This window comes from Ignavibacteriales bacterium, assembly GCA_020635255.1.
Classification (GTDB): domain Bacteria; phylum Bacteroidota; class Ignavibacteria; order Tepidaquicellales; family Tepidaquicellaceae; genus JAEYVS01.
Genome location: JACKAC010000001.1, coordinates 623,187 through 641,610, shown reverse-complemented (window position 1 = coordinate 641,610; position 18,424 = coordinate 623,187). Strand labels below are relative to the sequence as shown.

General features: G+C 41.3%; 15 protein-coding genes. 5 read left to right on the top strand and 10 right to left on the bottom strand.

Annotated elements, in window-relative coordinates; translation table 11 throughout:
* Window position 1: 1 nt before the first annotated feature.
* From H6614_02965 to H6614_02945, 5 genes are all read right to left on the bottom strand, one after another.
* A complete protein-coding gene (locus H6614_02965) occupies window positions 2–1,597 on the bottom strand; it encodes an exo-alpha-sialidase (protein ID MCB9242609.1) in 1,596 nt (531 codons plus the stop codon).
* Window positions 1,594–3,753 (bottom strand): TonB-dependent receptor, encoded by a 2,160-nt coding sequence (locus H6614_02960; GenBank protein ID MCB9242608.1) that lies wholly within the window; start codon window positions 3,751–3,753, stop codon window positions 1,594–1,596. The genes H6614_02965 and H6614_02960 overlap by 4 nt, the downstream gene beginning before the upstream one ends.
* 94 nt (window positions 3,754–3,847) lie before the next feature.
* Window positions 3,848–6,268 carry a TonB-dependent receptor gene (locus H6614_02955; GenBank protein ID MCB9242607.1) on the bottom strand — a complete coding sequence of 807 codons (2,421 nt, stop codon included), beginning with the start codon at window positions 6,266–6,268 and terminating at the stop codon, window positions 3,848–3,850.
* A gap of 42 nt (window positions 6,269–6,310) precedes the next feature.
* Window positions 6,311–6,655 (bottom strand): hypothetical protein, encoded by a 345-nt coding sequence (locus tag H6614_02950; protein ID MCB9242606.1) that lies wholly within the window; start codon window positions 6,653–6,655, stop codon window positions 6,311–6,313.
* Between the two features lie 96 nt (window positions 6,656–6,751).
* Complete coding sequence (locus H6614_02945) at window positions 6,752–7,102, bottom strand: hypothetical protein (GenBank protein MCB9242605.1); 351 nt, start codon at window positions 7,100–7,102, stop codon at window positions 6,752–6,754.
* Window positions 7,103–7,260: 158 nt separating this feature from the next.
* Here H6614_02945 and H6614_02940 point away from each other — a divergent pair, with 158 nt between their 5' ends.
* From H6614_02940 to H6614_02925, 4 genes are read left to right on the top strand one after another with little or no spacing between them, the layout of a single operon-like run.
* Complete coding sequence (locus tag H6614_02940; GenBank protein MCB9242604.1) at window positions 7,261–9,012, top strand: ABC transporter ATP-binding protein; 1,752 nt, start codon at window positions 7,261–7,263, stop codon at window positions 9,010–9,012.
* Window positions 9,013–10,794 carry an ABC transporter ATP-binding protein gene (locus H6614_02935; GenBank protein ID MCB9242603.1) on the top strand — a complete coding sequence of 594 codons (1,782 nt, stop codon included), beginning with the start codon at window positions 9,013–9,015 and terminating at the stop codon, window positions 10,792–10,794. It begins immediately after the preceding gene.
* A 10-nt stretch (window positions 10,795–10,804) separates the two neighbouring features.
* Window positions 10,805–11,389, top strand: a complete 585-nt coding sequence (gene rdgB, locus H6614_02930; GenBank protein ID MCB9242602.1) for an RdgB/HAM1 family non-canonical purine NTP pyrophosphatase — start codon at window positions 10,805–10,807, stop codon at window positions 11,387–11,389.
* Window positions 11,390–11,400: 11 nt separating this feature from the next.
* Window positions 11,401–11,979, top strand: a complete 579-nt coding sequence (locus H6614_02925) for a hypothetical protein (protein MCB9242601.1) — start codon at window positions 11,401–11,403, stop codon at window positions 11,977–11,979.
* 26 nt (window positions 11,980–12,005) lie between these two features.
* On the opposite strand, the gene H6614_02920 is transcribed toward H6614_02925, so the two are convergent.
* The 5 genes from H6614_02920 to H6614_02900 all read right to left on the bottom strand — a co-directional run bounded on the left by H6614_02920 (window position 12,006) and on the right by H6614_02900 (window position 16,431).
* Window positions 12,006–13,394: an exo-alpha-sialidase gene (locus H6614_02920; protein ID MCB9242600.1), complete on the bottom strand. Its 1,389-nt coding sequence runs from the start codon at window positions 13,392–13,394 to the stop codon at window positions 12,006–12,008.
* A gap of 99 nt (window positions 13,395–13,493) precedes the next feature.
* Window positions 13,494–14,087, bottom strand: a complete 594-nt coding sequence (locus H6614_02915; protein ID MCB9242599.1) for an SCO family protein — start codon at window positions 14,085–14,087, stop codon at window positions 13,494–13,496.
* A gap of 46 nt (window positions 14,088–14,133) precedes the next feature.
* Window positions 14,134–14,733 (bottom strand): hypothetical protein, encoded by a 600-nt coding sequence (locus tag H6614_02910; GenBank protein MCB9242598.1) that lies wholly within the window; start codon window positions 14,731–14,733, stop codon window positions 14,134–14,136.
* A gap of 137 nt (window positions 14,734–14,870) precedes the next feature.
* Window positions 14,871–15,641: a YHYH protein gene (locus tag H6614_02905; GenBank protein MCB9242597.1), complete on the bottom strand. Its 771-nt coding sequence runs from the start codon at window positions 15,639–15,641 to the stop codon at window positions 14,871–14,873.
* Between the two features lie 22 nt (window positions 15,642–15,663).
* A complete protein-coding gene (locus H6614_02900; GenBank protein MCB9242596.1) occupies window positions 15,664–16,431 on the bottom strand; it encodes a YHYH protein in 768 nt (255 codons plus the stop codon).
* A gap of 148 nt (window positions 16,432–16,579) precedes the next feature.
* Here H6614_02900 and H6614_02895 point away from each other — a divergent pair, with 148 nt between their 5' ends.
* Window positions 16,580–18,367: a hypothetical protein gene (locus H6614_02895; GenBank protein MCB9242595.1), complete on the top strand. Its 1,788-nt coding sequence runs from the start codon at window positions 16,580–16,582 to the stop codon at window positions 18,365–18,367.
* Window positions 18,368–18,424: the final 57 nt, after the last annotated feature.

Sequence of the window (18,424 nt, the reverse complement as noted above, 5' to 3'; positions counted from 1 at the left end):
TTTATTTGAGAAGTACCATTTTCCTCGTTAAAATCCCGCTCTCTGTGCGCAAACTGTAGTAATAAACACCACTCGAAAGCGCACTTCCGTCAAAATCGATGCTGTAACTGCCCGGTGAAAACTCACCGCTCTCAGCAAGGGTCTTTACCAAACGACCGCTCATATCATAAATTTGTAATGATACTGCTGACCTCACGGGAAGAGAGAAGTTTATCTTTGTAGAAGGATTAAATGGATTAGGATAATTTTGATCTAAATTAAAACTTTCCGGAATTTCGCTACTTATAGAAGTTACTCCAATGCTGGAGACATCCACTATTGCCCCCCACACCTGGTATTTTCCTGTTGTATTGTCCATCCATACCGGAAGAAGCTTTCCGTCGAAATATGTCATTCCGATGTTGTCACCCTGATTCCCGGCTCCGGCTCCGCTAACGGCTTTAGGATAGTACTTATGACTGCTTATCATATGGTCTGTCCACGTCTGTCCGCCGTTATTCGAGTGAGAAATATAAACATCCAGTGAGTCGGGCGTATTCCTATTGTCATAATATACAACATTAAGTCCCCCGTCACCATCAACCACTATGTATGGGAAAAACTGCACTCTCCCGTTATTTATTGGATCCTGATTAACACGCACACCAGCCGACCATGTAGCGCCATTATCGGTCGAACGGTGAAATACTATATCGGGATCGGTACCGGCCGGGGCAAGGTCCTTTTCCCCTGTAACGATGTATATCCAGCCATTTCTTGGACCGCCGGTATTATCTATATCCATCGAAGGGTAACCATTGATCCTTATGCTCCATGGAGCTTGTGATGAAGTTTTCACGCCATTACAGTCATAAATGCTTTCCTGAACGCTCCAATTGACTCCCCCATTCGTTGACTTAGCAAAGCCTATGCTTTTTTCATTAAAGGGTGACGTAGTGAGGCTGGACGCCCATGCAACGCATTGAAAACCATTAGAAGAAGTAGCTGTCACAGGCGCAAGAGACTGCCGTCCCGGGAGAGAGTTATTGATCTGAATGAAAGGTGTCTGCCATGAAGTTCCGGAATTAGTAGTGTACGAGATAACTACCGGAAAGGGCGAAACAAATCTCGTCCAAACAAGAAATGACCTCCCATAATAAGGACTCGTCGGGATATTATCCGTGCCCGGACTGCCCTTGTCCTGATCGTTTTGCGCTATAGTAAAATTATCGGACCAAGTCGATCCGTTATTCGTAGAAAAATTCGCGTACATACCCGGGAAGAATCCTCCCTGGTGAGTAAGAATAAAAACACCGTCCTTATCTATTATCGGACCCGGATCACCGCCGTGCCCTGTCGTTATCGGCTGTCCCTGGCATGTGTCAGTTCCAAACCATGTCGCGCCTCCATTTGTGGAAACATATATACCCTCGCTTCTAAATGATCCGCTTATTGTATAAGCACTGCAAAACATTAGCATGTGATTTTGAGGACTCACGACTATCGACGGTTCGATCTGGTTATTACCGGAAGGGTGTATGAGAAAATTAGGAAACTGCGCAAACACACTACCCGTCGCTACTAACAACAATATTATTATACTAGATAAGGTCTTCATAACCTGTAAGATATATTAAACTTCATATAAAAACTTCTGGGTTCACCCGGTTCATAGTATCTTCTCTGGTTTTGAGGAAATTCCGGGTTAGCATTAATATTAATAAAGCCTACATATTTTTTGTCAAAAATGTTATTCATTCCGCCGGATAGTATCATCGAGGCATTTCCAACTTTCCAGTTCAATCCGGTGAGGAAATTAGCATAAAAATACGGGTCAGTTTGTTCGGTATTCTGATCGTCCACATACATACTGCTTACATAGTCACAGTCAAATAAGAACAAGGCTTCGAAGTGCTCCGTCAGTTCCCTTTCATGCTCGATGATGAAATTCACCAAATGCTGAGGAACCGATGGAACCCTATTGCCGGAATAATCCGCATCGATAGGAATACCCTGCTGGTTATATGTTCTCGCAATATACTGGTCATAGACAAAGTCCGTGTACGTGTAATTAACTATAACATCAGTTTTTCTGAAAGGTTCTATCTTAAGTCCGCATTCTACACCGGTTCTGTTGGTTTGAGCGGCGTTCCTGTAATAAGTTCTGTCTGTGATCGTAAACGGTACAATTTCATCATCTATGATAGTATTGAAAAATGTAACCTCAAAAAACACCTTTCTCAGGAATGGACGGCTCTTATCGACTATATCGCCCTTAATACCCAGCTCGAAGTTTTTCGATGTTTGGGGTTCGATGTCCGGATTCAATGTAGTGAAACCGTTATTTGAACTGGCGGGATAGTTCTCGAGTTCCGACGATGACGGAGTATCGAATCCAAACCCATACGAAGTATAAATCGCCACATCATGTCTAAGCTTGTAATTCAGAGCGAACTTTGGAGTGAACCTCTCAAAAACGCGCTCGGAATTCCTTGCGCCGAATAGCATATCGTCGTTTATGAATCCAACCTTGTCATACCTTCCCGATGCCAGGAAATACATCTTTCCTTTTAGAATATTTATCTGGTCCTGGAAGTAAGCACCTATATTGAACTGAGTCTCGTCGTTTTGAGATTGAAGCTGGTCGCCCTTCTGCCCGGCTACGTTATCATAGGAAGACAGCGGACCATTGATGTAAAAGTAATCTATACCGGAAGTAAACTCGTTTTCCCTGCCAAAAAGAGGTGTCTGCTCGATGAACCGCGCCATTGTACCGATGATATATTTCTGACGGATGTTATAAAGCGTATTAGTAGTATAATCCAGATTCCTTACAGCGCCGTAACCCGTAAATTCAAAATCATGAACATTATCCCTGCCGAAAAGCTTCCTGTACTTAAGAGCAAGCCTTCCCTTTTGGGTTATCCTTTTGTAATCGCTCGATACTGCCTGAAAGTATGCTTGTTGAGGATCGTTTTCATATTCTTCGAGAGTGAGCGATCCGGGAAGTTTTTGCAATCCGTCGGTCGCATTAAAAAAGAGTGACATGGAACTGGAGGAATTAGGAAAGGACATGTAAACCGCATTCAAAAGATGACGGTACTCATTACTATGCTCCCTGTAGCCAATGAGATTCCTGTAGTTATAGCTTGTAAAGACCTTGTAATTTTTATCATTGAGTCCAACCTGTACACCATTCATGAGGAGATCGAACTGCCCCACTTCGTTTAGCGATCTTACATAGCTGGAGCCGAAATCCATGTCCGTAATGAAGTTCACAACACCGCCAGGAGAATTTGTATATAGAGATGAGAGGTTTCCTTTCACAACTTCAACACCACCGAGCGTGGTGTAATCAATTCCGTCGATCGAGGTTTCACCGTCCGGATCAGATTCCGGAATTCCGTCGAGAAGTACCCTGATACCGCGAATTCCCGAATTAGACCTGGTTCCAAATCCTCTTATCGAAATTCTCACGTCATTACCGTAACGAGTCTGTAAGAACAATCCCGGAACGTCAGCAAGAAGGTCTTTTGCGTTCACATTCCTGCCGAACTTTATTTCCTCGTCCTTTACTCTGAATACAGAATACGGGATGTCGATGATCCTTTTGTATGTCCTTGTACCCGTAATAACGACTTCGTTTATCTCCGTCTTTAGCGTATCCTGTCTCTCTTCTTCCTCACGTTCACGTTCCTCTTCATCCTGTGCAAAGACCAAATTAGAGCATATAAGCCCAATGAATAACAATACTATAAAAATTCTGCCTGGCATTAATTATTTATTTACTATTAATATTGAAAATTTATCAATTAAATTAAAGGGGGGACTAAGCCCCCCTTATCGTGCTGATTACCTTTATTGGACACTAATAACTTAACCTTAGGGTAGCAACAAAATTCCTGCCCGGAGCGCTTATCCCCGAAGCAAAAACTCTGTATCTTTTATCAAGAATATTTTCGACACCGACCTGTATCGCAGCATAAGGAACGAATTGGTATATCGCGTCGAAGTTCAGAGTAAACCATCCCGGCATACCTTCAGGGGTAGCGCCGGAGAAGTTGTCTTCACCAAATAAGTTATAATCGTCTTTGTCCTTCATTCCATTAAACAAAGTATAGAATTCACTCTTTAGTTTGTCATATTTGAATATAAGACCTGCTCTACCAAATAACGGTGGGATATGGTCCAGAGGATAGTCAGTTGTGTCCGTCTTTATCCTTCCGTAGGTATAATTTACAGTACCGTTGAAGGCAAAGTTATCGGAGATATCCGCATTCAGGCTGAAGTTAAATCCATAGATATAGCCTGTCTGCGCGTTCTGGTTTGCAAGTACCTGGCTAAGAACACCGTCATATACAATAGAGTCCTGACCATTTACAAGGAACGGCGCAGTGATGATTATATTTTGTAAGTAGTTATAATATCCCGTTACGCTGGCAAGAACTCTGTCGCCAAAAATTCCGGCAAAGGTGAGTTCTCCCTGGTATGAGTTTTCCGGTCCAAGATTCGGGTTAGGTACGATAACGCTTCCGGGTTGTGAATCGAACACCTTGGAAAGGTCATCCACGTTCGGAGCGCGGAATCCCGTCGATCCCATGAGTGATATCTTGTAATTCTTTTTCTTATCCGGATATATGACCATACCCAGATTACCAGTAAGAGCATTATTTATCTGAGATACTGTTCCTGCAGGATACTTATAGAAAGTTGTATCATTGAAAGTTGCTTCCAGGTCCACATAGTTATACCTTATACCCTGTGTCAGTACGAAATTCCTGTTGAATTCGTAATAATTGGAAAAGTAAGCGGCAAATGTGCTCATGGTTGCTCCGCCGTCGGCATAACGCGTAGAAGCAGGAGTTATTGCACCAGTATTTATATTTTCCCTCGATGCGGTGGAGTTTACGTCATTGTAGTAAAATTCCAGACCATAGCTTAAGTCACTGCTATTGATCTTTTTCGCAAAATCGAGGTTGCCCGAATAAACTTTTACTTTTTCATTCCTGTCCGTTCTATTAGATGAATTCCAGCTCCTCGAGTGCCTGCTTTCCTCAATATCCTGGTAGGCTAGAGTAAAGAGACCGTTATCGAAGATAGTCTTTTTTGTATTAAATCTCATCTGGTATGAGCCCAGTATTCTTTTTTCCGGTCCGTAGTACCATTCCGCGGAAGTAAACTGTCCGCTTGAATTAGTGGCGGCAAGCCTGTCATATCTCGGAATATCGTTAGTATTGGAGTAATGGAAATTCAGCATATGCGAAACATTGTTATTCTGCTTAAAGAGAACTTTTTGCAGAATATCATACTGGTAATAACCCGAAGGAGTTTGCAGATTATCGTCGTCATTTACCAGCATTGTGTCCATTCCGTTTATTCTGCCCTGAACGAAATTCCTGCTCCACAGGGTATCGAGACCACCGTCAGAAGATCCCTGCTTAAGGTCACCGATGTCATTGTAAGTGAGACTGGTGAGGAAAGCTACCTTTTCCAATCCGATATTAAAATCGAGGTGGCCGGCTTTTTCCTCATCAACGGACGAATACCTTCCGTATGCAGAAGTAGTGAACAATGTTTTTTTGCTTGGGCTTAACAACGGGTCCTTTGTAGTGAAACTAATAACGCCGCCCAGCGCGTCGCTACCATAAATAACGGAACCATTACCGAAAAGAACTTCCGCCCTGCTTAAAATATCCTGGTCAATTCTTAATACATTTTGAAGGTGACCACCGCGAAATATAGCATTGTTCAGCCTGATACCATCAATTACAAGAAGTATCTTATTAGCTTCCAATCCGCGTAAGATCGGGCTTCCGCCGCCGAGCTGGCTCTTCTGCACGAGTACATTCCCGGTATTCTGGAGAAGATCAGCTGTTGTTTGCTGATTCTTAAATCTTATTTCAGGAGCAGTAATAATGTCCACCTGTTTCGGTACGTCGGATAATTTTTCGGGAAATTTTAATTCCGAAACCACTATCTCATCCACAGAATACACGGTTTCAGACATGTACACCCTGTAGCTATTGGATTTAAGTTTATCAAAGGAAGTCTGCCTGGTTTTGTAACCGACAGCTTCAATAGTGATCCTATCAGCACCGGCAATTTTCGAGATATCTGCCTGCCCGAGAACATCCGTATATATTGGATTATCCTTATTCAGCTCCGACGTTATCTCAGCATTTGAGATCGCGGTTAGAGTAGTTTCATCCAAAACCCTGATCGTTTGAGCAAACAGCGGTGCCTGTAATAGAAAACACATTAAAAAAATGTATATAAAACTTCTCTTCATATCATTACCTTTCGATTAGTTTTTAAATGCACATCATACAAACTAACCGATGCGAGGTGGAGCTCTACACTTCCTCTCAAAAACTATTATGTGTGATCGAAAATTTTCATCTGAAAGGAGGTATGAAATACCTTGAAAGGATGGAACATCCAGATTGTTTGTTGCTGGTTCAACCTGTATCCTAGACTCTGATAATTCGGCAATGATCTGCTCGAGCTCTTCCCGTTCCTGTGAGAGTTCGGTTTGAAGATCGGCAACCATTACACCCCAAGTTACGACTGCTAATACGAGAATATAGTTATGCAATCGGGAGTTGAGACGTAAGAAAGTCCGTATCTCACGCACGAGAGCGTATGCAGGAATATCATTTATTAATTTTCCGGACATGTAAATAGGCTAAACCGGAATAAAATCCGGAAAGCAACTTTTTAAAAAATTAAATGTGAGTTGAAATTTAAAACCAAGCAGAAATTTGGCAGGTGTCTAACACAACATGACTACGCTTCTAATACATTTCAATAAGGAGATGTCAACTATCTGATGCGAGTATCTAAGGAGAAAATCGGAACAGGAGTCCGTCTCGCAAACTTTTATTGGTAAAAAGGAAACACTACCAAGTTCTTTTATAGCAGGCAGGCATTTGATACGGTAAGATGAACTGGTGTTCTTGTAAAATACCGTATTTAGATCGCTTCCGCTTTCCTTTCCAAAGTAGCCAATGTTCTCAAGTGAATTACCGCTAAATTCAAAATCCTCGGCAGAGTAAATGGGAAACACAAAGAGTATCCCCAGTAATAGATGCACGCAAAACGATATTATGAGCCTGTTTTTCATTATAAAATGAAAATTATCTAATTAAATATTATTTGCAAGTCTAAACAATAATAATGCGAAAACGTATAACCGTCTATAAAGAGTTCAGAATCATAAAAATTTCACCATTTATTTGCATTTTCTCATCGGGTAAAATTGCCGATATTTGTACATAATATATGAAACCACTACTTCGTTTAGCTCCCTACCTTAAAAGATATAAGGGAAAAATCATATTCGGGTATTTCTTTATAATTCTGCACATTTGCGTAAGCGCAGTGATACCACTTGTTGTCGGACGCGCTGTTGATTTCCTCCAGCATGGCACTGGTGATTATTCCTTGGTACAGTATGCCCTTGCTATTGTTGGATTGACCGCGCTTTCCGGATTATTCTTATTCTTCACACGGCAATCTATTATAGTGGTCTCACGCGAGGTCGAAAACGATCTCCGGCTGGACTTCTTTGCGCATTTACAGCTAATGACAAAGAAATTCTATAATTCCCGCACCGTGGGCGACCTTATGGCTCATGCCACGAACGATATTAATAACGTCAGGAACTTCCTCGGACCGGGAATAATGTATTCATTGCAGACTTTTACAAGGACGATCGTCTTTCTATATATACTTTTATCTATAAATGTAGAGGTAACTCTTATCTCACTAGCACCGTTGCCCCTTATTTCGATACTGGTTTACTTCATGGGAAAATTTGCCTATTCAAGATCACAAAAGGTACAGGAAAAATTCTCCGATCTGACTTCACTGGCGCAGGAGGTATTCTCCGGCATCAGGGTTGTTAAGTCTTTCGTTAGAGAAGAGTATGAAATGAACGAGTTTTATACACAGTCCAGGGATTACTACAAAAAGAACCTCTCACTCGCAAAGGTACAGGCATTTACTTTCCCTATGATGTTCCTGCTCACGTGGGTTTCGATAATACTTGTTATATACTTTGGCGGACTCAAGGTCATCAACGGACAGATGACACTGGGTAATATATCGGAGTTCATTATTTACCTTGGTCAGCTTACATGGCCGATGATCGCAATCGGGTGGATAGTAAATATCATACAAAGAGCGGCTCCATCGATGAAGAGAATACTGAGCATTACCGACCTCAAACCCGACATTGCCGACAATAACGATACCGATAAGAGCATCACCGAAAAAGATCTGCACGGAGCAATCGAATTTAAGGATGTGTCATTCAAGTATCCGAATACAGAAACTTACGCCCTTAAAAACATAAACCTTATTATCCCAAAAGGCACTACACTGGGCATAATAGGGCATACAGGATCGGGCAAAAGTACATTTATCAACCTTCTACCTCGTATATTCGACGTAACGGAGGGTGGTATTTACATGGACGGGCACGACATCAGAAAGATACCGCTTAAATTATTAAGAGCATCCATAGGTATAGTACCACAGGAATCGTTCCTCTTTTCGACGAAGATCGGCAAGAATATTTCTTACTCGTCCGATTCGCTGGATGTAGAACTTGTAGAAAACTCAGCCAGGTCGGCAGATCTCTATAAGGACGTGATGGATTTCCCGCATAAATTCGACACAATGGTCGGCGAAAGAGGCATCACACTGTCGGGCGGTCAAAAGCAGAGAACATCGCTCGCAAGAGCTATCTACAAACGTCCGAAAGTTTTGATACTGGACGATTCGCTCTCGGCTGTCGATACCCATACGGAGGAACAGATACTTCAGGAGCTGAAGACAATTATGAAAGGAAGGACCAACATTATTATTTCACACAGAATATCTTCCATTCAAAACGCAAACAATATAATAGTACTCGGACATGGTGAGATAAAAGAAGAAGGTACACATAATGAACTACTCGCGCTGAAGGGAATTTACTATGACATCTATTCAAAGCAATTACTGGAAGAAGAAATAAAAGAGCTGTAAATGGCAGGATTACACGAAGAAGAAGAATTAGGGAAACCGATAGACTCCGCGCTGCTGAAAAGACTGCTGGTATTCGTCAAACCATATAAAAAGTTTGTCGTACTGGCGGTAATACTAACAATCAGCATATCCGGGCTGGCGGCAATACGCCCCGCGTTCACACAAATGGCGGTCGATGACTACATTACCAAAGGCGACATCCCCGGATTACAATTCATTGTATTACTTTTCGGACTTAGCCTGGTACTGCAGGGGGCTATACAATACGGAATGACGTACCTTACCAGCTGGATAGGACAGAATATAACTTTCGACCTGCGAAGGAAGATCTTCGACCACATATTGAATCTTAACCTGAAATACTTCGATAAAAACCCGATAGGACGACTGGTAACCAGAGTTACTAACGACATCGAAGTTCTTTTCGAAGTGTTTTCGTCGGGTATAGTAACGGCATTCGGTGACATTTTTTTAATATTGGGAATAGTTTCATTCATGTTCTACCTCGACGTGAAGCTCACGCTCGTAACACTTGCCGTATTACCTCTATTGATATATGCGACATCGGTATTCAGGAGAAAAGTAAGAGATTCGTTCAGAAAGATACGTTTACTTATTGCCAGGCTTAACTCTTACATACAGGAGCATATATCGGGAATATCCATTGTACAGTATTTTAACAAGGAAGACCAGACGGTAAAGGATTTCGAGGAAGTCAACAGGGAGCATACAAACCAGAATATAAGGAGCGTTTTTTATTACGCGGTCTTCTTCCCCATCGTCGAATTGATAGGCGCGATAGCAATGGCTCTTATTATATGGTATGGTGGCGGACAGGTCGTCCAGGGCGCGGTTTCGGTTGGTGTGGTTATCGCATTCCTGCAATATACGGAAATGTTCTTCCGTCCGATACGCGACCTCTCAGAAAAATATAACATACTCCAGCAGGCAATGGCATCCAGTGAAAGGATATTTGAGGTGCTGGACTACCAGACCCCGGTAGTAGACCCAAAAGACCCTGTCGAGCCGGAGAATCTAAAGGGTACGATAGAATTTAAAAACGTCTCTTTTGGCTATAACCCGGATGAGTACGTCATAAAAAACGTCAGTTTTAAGATAAATGAAGGCGAAAAGGTGGCATTTGTAGGCGCGACAGGCGCGGGTAAAAGCACCATAATTAACCTTCTGTGCAGATTTTATGACGTGAATGAAGGTGAGATACTGGTTGACGGTATAGACCTCCGGAAGATGCGCCAGCATGAGCTAAGAAAGAATATCGCCATCGTATTACAGGACGTGTTCCTTTTCAGAGGCACGATACGCTCTAACATCACACTTGGCAAGGAATCCATCACCAGCGAGGTAGTGGATAATGCCGTAAAGAATGTAGGGCTGTATGACTTTGTGCAGACACTTCCCGACAAGCTCGATAATGAAGTGCTGGAGCGCGGGTCGTCTTTTTCGACCGGACAGAAACAGCTCATATCATTTGCAAGAGCGCTGGCTTATGATCCTAAAATACTCATACTAGATGAAGCAACATCGAGCGTGGATACACACACAGAGATACTTATACAGGAAGCGATCAAAAAGCTCATAGAAGGAAGAACTTCGATCATCATTGCGCACAGGCTCTCCACAATACAAAAATGCGATAAAATAATAGTAATGCATAAAGGAGAGATCAAGGAAATGGGCACGCACCAGGAGCTTCTCGAAAAAGGCGGACTTTACTACAAACTCTATCAACTTCAATATAAAGAAGAGATCCCTTATGAATAAACTCAACGATATGAAAGAACTTCTCATAGCTTCAAATAATCCGCACAAGACGTGGGAAATAAGTTCTATACTCTCCAATAACGGCACGAAAGTATATTCGTTAAATTCCAAAGGGATCGAAATCGACGTAGAAGAAACCGCGGATACGCTCGAAGGCAATGCTTTTAAAAAAGCCAAAGAGATATATGATGCAGTGGAGATACCGGTTATTTCGGATGATACGGGCTTGTTCGTGGATGCGCTGGACGGAAGACCCGGAGTATATTCCGCGAGATATGCCGGTGAAAACGCATCGTATTCCGATAACTGCTATAAGCTCATATCCGAATTAAAAGAGAGGGATCTAAATGAGTCTCCCGCTCACTTTAAGACCGTGATATGCTTGTACCTGTCCCCCGAAGAGTATCACATGTTCGAGGGAGTATGCCCTGGGAAAATAATTACGGAAATGCGCGGTGAGAATGGATTCGGATATGACCCGCTTTTTATCCCGGATGGATATAATAAGACTTTCGCCGAACTAAGCGCTGAAGAAAAGAATGAGGTATCGCACAGAGGAAAAGCGATAGAAAAGTTAAAAGAATATCTCGCCTAAGATTTGTAGCTATGCCTAAAATATTAATATCATCTTTGATAGTATTAAACATTATCGCATGTGATTCGAAAAGTTTAAGTGATTTTGAAAAAAGCAAAATGATTTATAATTCAAATAAAGAAGAAATTATCTCTTTAGGAAATGCTTTTTTTAATCAAAACACATGTGTAACAATATCAAGGTTTGATTCGAATGGAATAGATCTCCCTTTTGGGGGGGCAGTACTCTATAATATTTCTAGTGCAGATGATAATTATTTTAGTATTATTCTTACGGGTTTGAGTGTCGATGATGAAATAAAATTTTGGAACACAAGTTTTCGCGAGATATATGATAGGAATAGTAATCAAAGTCTTTTCGATATTGCATCAAAAAGTAAAATTGATACTATTTTAATTAGAACTTCCTTGCAGTTTTTAATAAAAACTAAAGTTAGATTGATTAATAAAGCACCCGATGCGAAAACTGTCCATTTTGATTTTTCGGATGACAATGGAATTGTATATTACCCATTATTAGATTATCACTCAACGTATGATGAAAAAGGCTGGAAATTAGATGATCATTGGTATTATTTTGAACATAAATAAATTCTAAGGAAAGACTATGATTTGGATTAATAATTTATCACGCCTGCCATAAGGTCGAGACTGCCCTGCCTTCCGTCGGTCCAGACTGCAACGAGCCTGTCACGGTTCACAGCTAGTGAAATATAATCACCCATGTAGCTTCCATCCACCACAATATCCAGCGGATCGAAACTTTCGGTAGAGAGATTTGTAAATGTGAATGAGTTTCCGAGGTCTTTTGTAGAAGCGAGATACGCTTCGGTCATAAGGTTGCCCGGATCGTTTTGAGAAGAGTAGTATAATACAAAAATGGTTCCATTATTGTCTTTACAAAGAGCCGGCATGAATTTATCCCCGGTTGGATTTCCGTCCAGAGCTCGCGGCTCGCTGAACTGCATTGTCTGCAGATCCCCGCTGATAAAGTAAATCTGCGAGAGGTCTTTATTCTCAGCCTGCCCGGCAAAAGTTATGAACAGTTTTCCGTCCGATATTAGAGCCTGCGGGTCTGAATTAACCCTTATGCCTTTTTCACCGTTGTGCTTTATTACGAACTGACCGCCCTCGACCTTTTCATAATGCTGATATTCCGCAATAGTAACAGGATTGCTCCATGTAACACCTTTATCATTTGAGCTGATAAGCTTGATCTCCTCATGCTCCTCCGCGTAAACCAGATATACTTTGTCGTTATCGAAGAGCACATCATCATATTGTATTTCACCCTTAGCAATAACATTCGCTCCGCCAAATGTCTTTCCGCCGTCATGACTAATACTCATGTAAACATCTTCTGTACCGTCTCCTTCCTCAAGCCACGTTACATATACATTGCTGCTGTTATCGAAGTGTACCTTTGGCTTATCGAATCCTTCCGAATCGGACTCCTTGCTCTTTAGAATTATCGGCAGGTCGAGCCATGTCTTTCCGTTGTCCCTGGAAACATTAAACACCACGCTCCTGTGATCGTTATCCGTTCTTATTACCACTGCCGCAAAAGCCAGGTTACCGGAATTATCATACTCTACCCACGGGTCTGAGTAGAATGTGTTCTTTACTTTTATTATGGAGAGAGGAACCTGCACAAGATCCCAGTTCACTCCGCCATCCTCAGTAATATATATGCCGGCAGAGTTCTGGGCGGAAAAATCATTCGACGCAACGGCGAATACGTCGCTTTTAACGGGGTTTGCTGTCACTTTAGGCTCTGAAACTCCGGGTTGTATATTTATTCTTGAATTAAGTAAGCCACCGTTTCTTGAAATATATTTTTCGGAATATATTTCGGGCGTGCCGAACTCCTCAAAATAAGATGACTGCTCCGGCGAAAGCTGTGAAATTTGTTTCGGTGGTGTGTTTGTCATATTAAACACTACGAACAGGCAAACAAATACGCCGACCGTAATAAACAGCGGTATGTATCTTTTCAGATTTTTCACAGGTTTAAGTTAAGAAACTGAATATTTAATTAAAATACCTAATAAAAAGCCCCGCTTTTACACGGGGCAGTAGAGAATAATATACTGAATAAATAAGAACTAATTCTCTGATTCCAATATCGCTATATCATCCGACATTCTCTGCATTTCCAGCTCCAGCGTGCCTTTGTAAACTCCCCTAATGTAGCCGTTTTGATCTACAAGGAGTACATGCTCACTATGAATGAATTCGCTCGAATCCTCGGAAAAACCGGGGTTCTCATCAGCAAAATATGAATACCATGCGAGATTATATATGTCGGCTTTATCTCCGGTTACCATGTGCCATTTATTGTCATCTATTCCGTATGTGTCGGCAAATTGTCTCAGTCTTTTGACCGAATCGATGTCCGGGGTTACGCTATGCGAAATAAACATAACCTCATCATCATCCGCAAATTCATCTTCGACAGTTTTCAAATTCTTCGTCATTACGGGACAGATACTCGGGCATGAAGTAAAGAAGAAGTTCGCCGCGTATATTTTGCCTTCGTATGTTTCGTTAGTTACCGTCTCACCGTTTTGATCGATGAAAGAGAACTGATCTACCTTATGAATGCTATCCGGTACACTTTCACCGGGAGCTATCCAGATAGGTGTGAAGTCAGAGCCGTTGTAATATGGAAGCGTGCTTGTGCTTTCTTCCTCTTTCATACCACAGCCTGAAACTGAAATTACCGCTAATGCGATCAATATGTATTTACATAGAGTTTTCATTATCCCAAAGTGATTTACAGTTATGAGTTCCGGTAAGACCGTATTTTCTGCCGTTTTTCACCTCGTAATTAGCCAGGAGCTTTCCGTTTGTTTCCCATGCAGTCTGCATGCCCGTTTCGTAACCCTTTTCATAGTAAAAGTTCTTATACATCTGTCCGTTCGGATACCACTCCTGCACACTGCCGTTATATTCACCATTTACGAAATTATATACGAATCTCGGACTGCCGTCTTCATACCACGCCTTGTGAGTCCCCTCTTTCTTTCCGTTTTCGTAATAACGCTCTTCCATTTTTGTACCGTCGGGGTACCATTTATATGACCATCCATTTTCTTTCCCAAGGTAGTATGATGAAACAGACGCCGAATCTCCGCTTTCATATAACCCTATCACCGTTCCGGAAAACGGTTCACCATTATAAAGAACCGTTCCGTTGCTCAACGAGAGCCCTTTGTCATCGGCGCTTACCGTCTTCTCTTCGACGACGATCGATGCCGCTTCTATAGCTCCGTTATTAACCGATGAGCATCCGGCTATATTCAGTGTTACGGCTAAAAACAATATTAATACTAATGTTTTCATCTTACCCATTTGTATAATTAGACGGTGTTACGCGTAAATACTTGCACTTCTTTAAATAGCTATAATTTAATACTTTATAAATATAAAAGGCTCTCCGGAATCGATCCGGAGAGTCTTTTATGAGACACCAACAATCTTTATTGAGTTACTGTACCCGGCGTCCCGTAAAATCCATCACCATTGATATAAGGTGCGTCATCTGTGATATGATAGTGATATATCCCATTTGGATATTCCCTGGTCACACCAAAATGACCGTGATATGCATCTAGAGTACTTGTTGTTAAAACTTTTCCGTTCTCGACAGGACCGTATACAGGGAATCCGTCCAGCAAGTACCCCACCAGTGCATCCCTGCCGTACAATGTAGTCAAATACAATGGCTCGACATGATAGTGATACATATGATTACCCGTCGGGTGTCCGCCATATTGATCGAAGGAATTAATTTCTCCTGTCAGAGGTACACCGCCTGCCGCATACTGATTAAATATCGGTACACCATTAAGCGCTACTCCGATTGGTCCAAGCGGCGTCGGGGTTGGAGTACCTGATGCCTGTGGATGTAACGGGATCTTAAAAGTGAAGTTAAACTCATTGATGTGGTTTGGGTTTTGGTGAAAGTTCTGATTTGTGCCGTTATATGGTTCATATAATGATCCCTCCCATTGAGTCCCCTGATAATACGGGCTTGGATGTTCCGGACGTCCCTTTGTTTTCATTACTACATAGTCCCCTTCAAAGGACACCTCGTACGCCCCGTAAAACTTATGATAAGTAGTAACAAGAGCGTCACCTAATTCCGGATCTGTCGATGAAACACTTGTTACAGTATCGCTATCGTTACAGCCGGCGATTATACCGGCTGTAACTAGCATTAATACTATATTAATTTTGATGTTCTTCATTTCAGTATTATTAAGAGTTTCTTTATTGGCTTACTGTTCCCGGTACACCGTAGAATCCGTCACCGTTCAGATAGGGCGCTTCATCCGTTATATGGTAATGGTAAATACCGTCAGGGTAATCCGCAGTCGGTCCAAAGTGTCCATGGTATTCATCCAGGTCGGAATTTGTTAAGGTCTGCCCGTTTTCCTCAGGTCCGTAAACCGGGAATCCGTCCAGCAAATATCCTAACAATGCATCTCTTCCGTAAGCCTGCGTCAGATAAGTAGGTTCAATATGATAGTGATACAAGCCTGTCATCTGAGGGTGACCATTATACTGATCGAAAGAATTTATTTCGCCTGTCAATGGCACACCTCCTGCTGCGTATTGATTAAAGAACGGCACTCCATTCAGCGATACACCTATTACCCCCATTGGCGTGGATTGGTGATTTGAAGCCTCAGTTGGATTCAGCGGAATCCTTAGAGTAATATCCTGCTCCCTGATCCTGTTTGGGTTCAGGTTAAAGTTCTGATTGTTTCCATTGTAAGCTTCATAACCGCTTCCCGTATAATACGGGCTTCCGTGATCCGGGAGATCCTTTGTCTTTACGACGAGATAATCACCATCGACATACATATCGTATGCGCCGTAAAGCTTTGAATAAATAGCCGGCACCTCACCGCCGGTTCCTGAACTACCTGAAGTCTCCGTATTTGTGATCGCGCTCGATTCATTGCATCCGTAGAATGCAAGCAAATATATAAGTCCTATTATAACCATTGCTGCTGAAATTAATTTAGTTTTCATGATAATATCCCCTTTCAGTAAATTAGAGATTTTCTCTTTTACTGATTGGACGATGGGAAGTGGAAATACTTGCGGAGGATTATATGTAAGTAAAAAAAACTATTATTTCAGAATATCCTTGTGTATATTCATAACTTAATCCAAGAAAATGAATAAGTCAAATCTATTTATTGTTTTTACAATATATGTAATCTTTATTTTAGCTACAAACAATCTAAGAGGCAATGAATACGTTTCTAATTCTATCACATTAAGTGATTCTACAGTATCGCCAGAGCAGGGCGGAGAGGGTTTTACAGGAGAAGGATGGATAACAAATATGAATTATAACACTATTGGCAATCCAAACGCCGTAAAAGGTGGAAGTATTGTACTTCCACTACAGGATTTCCCCGTAACATTCAGGGTAGTGGGAGAATACGCAAACTATTATTGGAATTACATTTTCTATTATGAGCTGGGATACGAAAGCCTTTTAGGTTTAGATCCGGTAACCCTTGATGATATTCCTAGACTGGCAACACATTGGTGGATTTCCGAGGACAAAAAAGAATTTAAATTTAGAATAAATCCAAAGGCAAGGTGGTCTGATGGAATGCCAGTAACAACGGAAGATGTAATAGCAACATGGAAGCTATTGGTAGATCCTGGAATTCGATCACCATATACAAACGAACTCTTTCAAGGATTTGACATGCCTATTGCCGAAAGCAAATATATTGTTTCTGTGAAGACAAAAGATTTGGATTGGAGAATGTTTAAATATTTCTCACAAATAAGTTTGCTACCTGCTCATGTGATCGGAGGACTGACCGGGGACCAATTTTTAAATATGTTTGATTTTGAATATGTCCCCGGAAGTGGACCGTATGCCTTGGATCCCAATAATGTTGTAGATGGAAAATCTATTACTTTAACCAGAAGAAATGATTATTGGGGATATAACGAGCCTTGGAATAAAGGAAAATTTAATTTTGATCAAATAAAATTTGAACTTGTAAAGGGATCTGAGTTTGAAGCGTTTCTAAATGGTAATATCGACATAATAGATTTAACTACAGTCTCCAAGATCCGGGACTGGAAGAAGCTTGATAGCGACAATAGTAGAACTATCTTGAGGAAAGAAGTTTTCAATAAATACCCAAGTGGAGTCAGAGGTATTTGTTTTAACATGAGAAAACCTCCCTTTGATGATGTAAACATAAGAAAAGCGCTTTCGTATCTTTATGACAGAGAAAGATTTATCAACGAATTGTATGATGGATACCCAAAGCCTGAAGATTCATACTGGGATAATAGCGAATATGCTAACCCCTCTAATCCAAAAGTTAGATATAATCCTGAGGAAGCCAAAAAATATTTATTAAAATCAGGATGGAGTAGTAAAAATTCGGATGGTTATCTTGAAAAAAATGGTAAAACGCTGGAAGCTGAAATTACATATGGAAGTCCAACGCTCACCAAGTTTCTTACTTATTATCAAGAAGACTGTAAAAAAGCTGGGATAAAGATAAAACTTAAGCTACTAGATATATCTGATTCTTATATTAATGGAAGCGAAAGGGAGTTTCAAATGATCGTAGCCGCATGGGGTGGATTACTTTTCCCTAATCCCGTAAGTTCTTTCGGTTCAGAATCCGCAGATGAACTTTATTCGACAAATTGGGCTGGTGTAAAAAATACCCGGATAGACCAGCTTTGTAACGAATATACTATTTCCTTTGATAAAACAAGAAGGGTTGAAATAGTTAGAGAAATAGATGGGATCCTTACCGATTTACAACCTTATGCTTTATCATGGTACTATCCTGCGCAAAGACTGGCTCTTTACAATAAATTCGGATATCCGGAAAGCATCTTATCAAAGTTCGGTGACTTAATGGACGATATACCTATCTACTGGTATTGCAATCCGGAAAACTCAATTGACCATTAAGTAGTTGAGACTATCTATTAAACAATAACCCGCACTAACCCGGTTTTTTTTTAAAAA

Excerpts from the sequence above, each read along its gene's own strand:
- H6614_02965 (MCB9242609.1), bottom strand. The coding sequence starts at position 1,597 with ATGAAGACCTTATCTAGTATAATAATATTGTTGTTAGTAGCGACGGGT.
- H6614_02960 (MCB9242608.1), bottom strand. The coding sequence starts at position 3,753 with ATGCCAGGCAGAATTTTTATAGTATTGTTATTCATTGGGCTTATATGC.
- H6614_02955 (MCB9242607.1), bottom strand. The coding sequence starts at position 6,268 with ATGAAGAGAAGTTTTATATACATTTTTTTAATGTGTTTTCTATTACAG.
- H6614_02950 (MCB9242606.1), bottom strand. The coding sequence starts at position 6,655 with ATGTCCGGAAAATTAATAAATGATATTCCTGCATACGCTCTCGTGCGT.
- H6614_02945 (MCB9242605.1), bottom strand. The coding sequence starts at position 7,102 with ATGAAAAACAGGCTCATAATATCGTTTTGCGTGCATCTATTACTGGGG.
- H6614_02940 (MCB9242604.1), top strand. The coding sequence starts at position 7,261 with ATGAAACCACTACTTCGTTTAGCTCCCTACCTTAAAAGATATAAGGGA.
- H6614_02935 (MCB9242603.1), top strand. The coding sequence starts at position 9,013 with ATGGCAGGATTACACGAAGAAGAAGAATTAGGGAAACCGATAGACTCC.
- rdgB (MCB9242602.1), top strand. The coding sequence starts at position 10,805 with ATGAAAGAACTTCTCATAGCTTCAAATAATCCGCACAAGACGTGGGAA.
- H6614_02925 (MCB9242601.1), top strand. The coding sequence starts at position 11,401 with ATGCCTAAAATATTAATATCATCTTTGATAGTATTAAACATTATCGCA.
- H6614_02915 (MCB9242599.1), bottom strand. The coding sequence starts at position 14,087 with ATGAAAGAGGAAGAAAGCACAAGCACGCTTCCATATTACAACGGCTCT.
- H6614_02910 (MCB9242598.1), bottom strand. The coding sequence starts at position 14,733 with ATGAAAACATTAGTATTAATATTGTTTTTAGCCGTAACACTGAATATA.
- H6614_02905 (MCB9242597.1), bottom strand. The coding sequence starts at position 15,641 with ATGAAGAACATCAAAATTAATATAGTATTAATGCTAGTTACAGCCGGT.
- H6614_02900 (MCB9242596.1), bottom strand. The coding sequence starts at position 16,431 with ATGAAAACTAAATTAATTTCAGCAGCAATGGTTATAATAGGACTTATA.
- H6614_02895 (MCB9242595.1), top strand. The coding sequence starts at position 16,580 with ATGAATAAGTCAAATCTATTTATTGTTTTTACAATATATGTAATCTTT.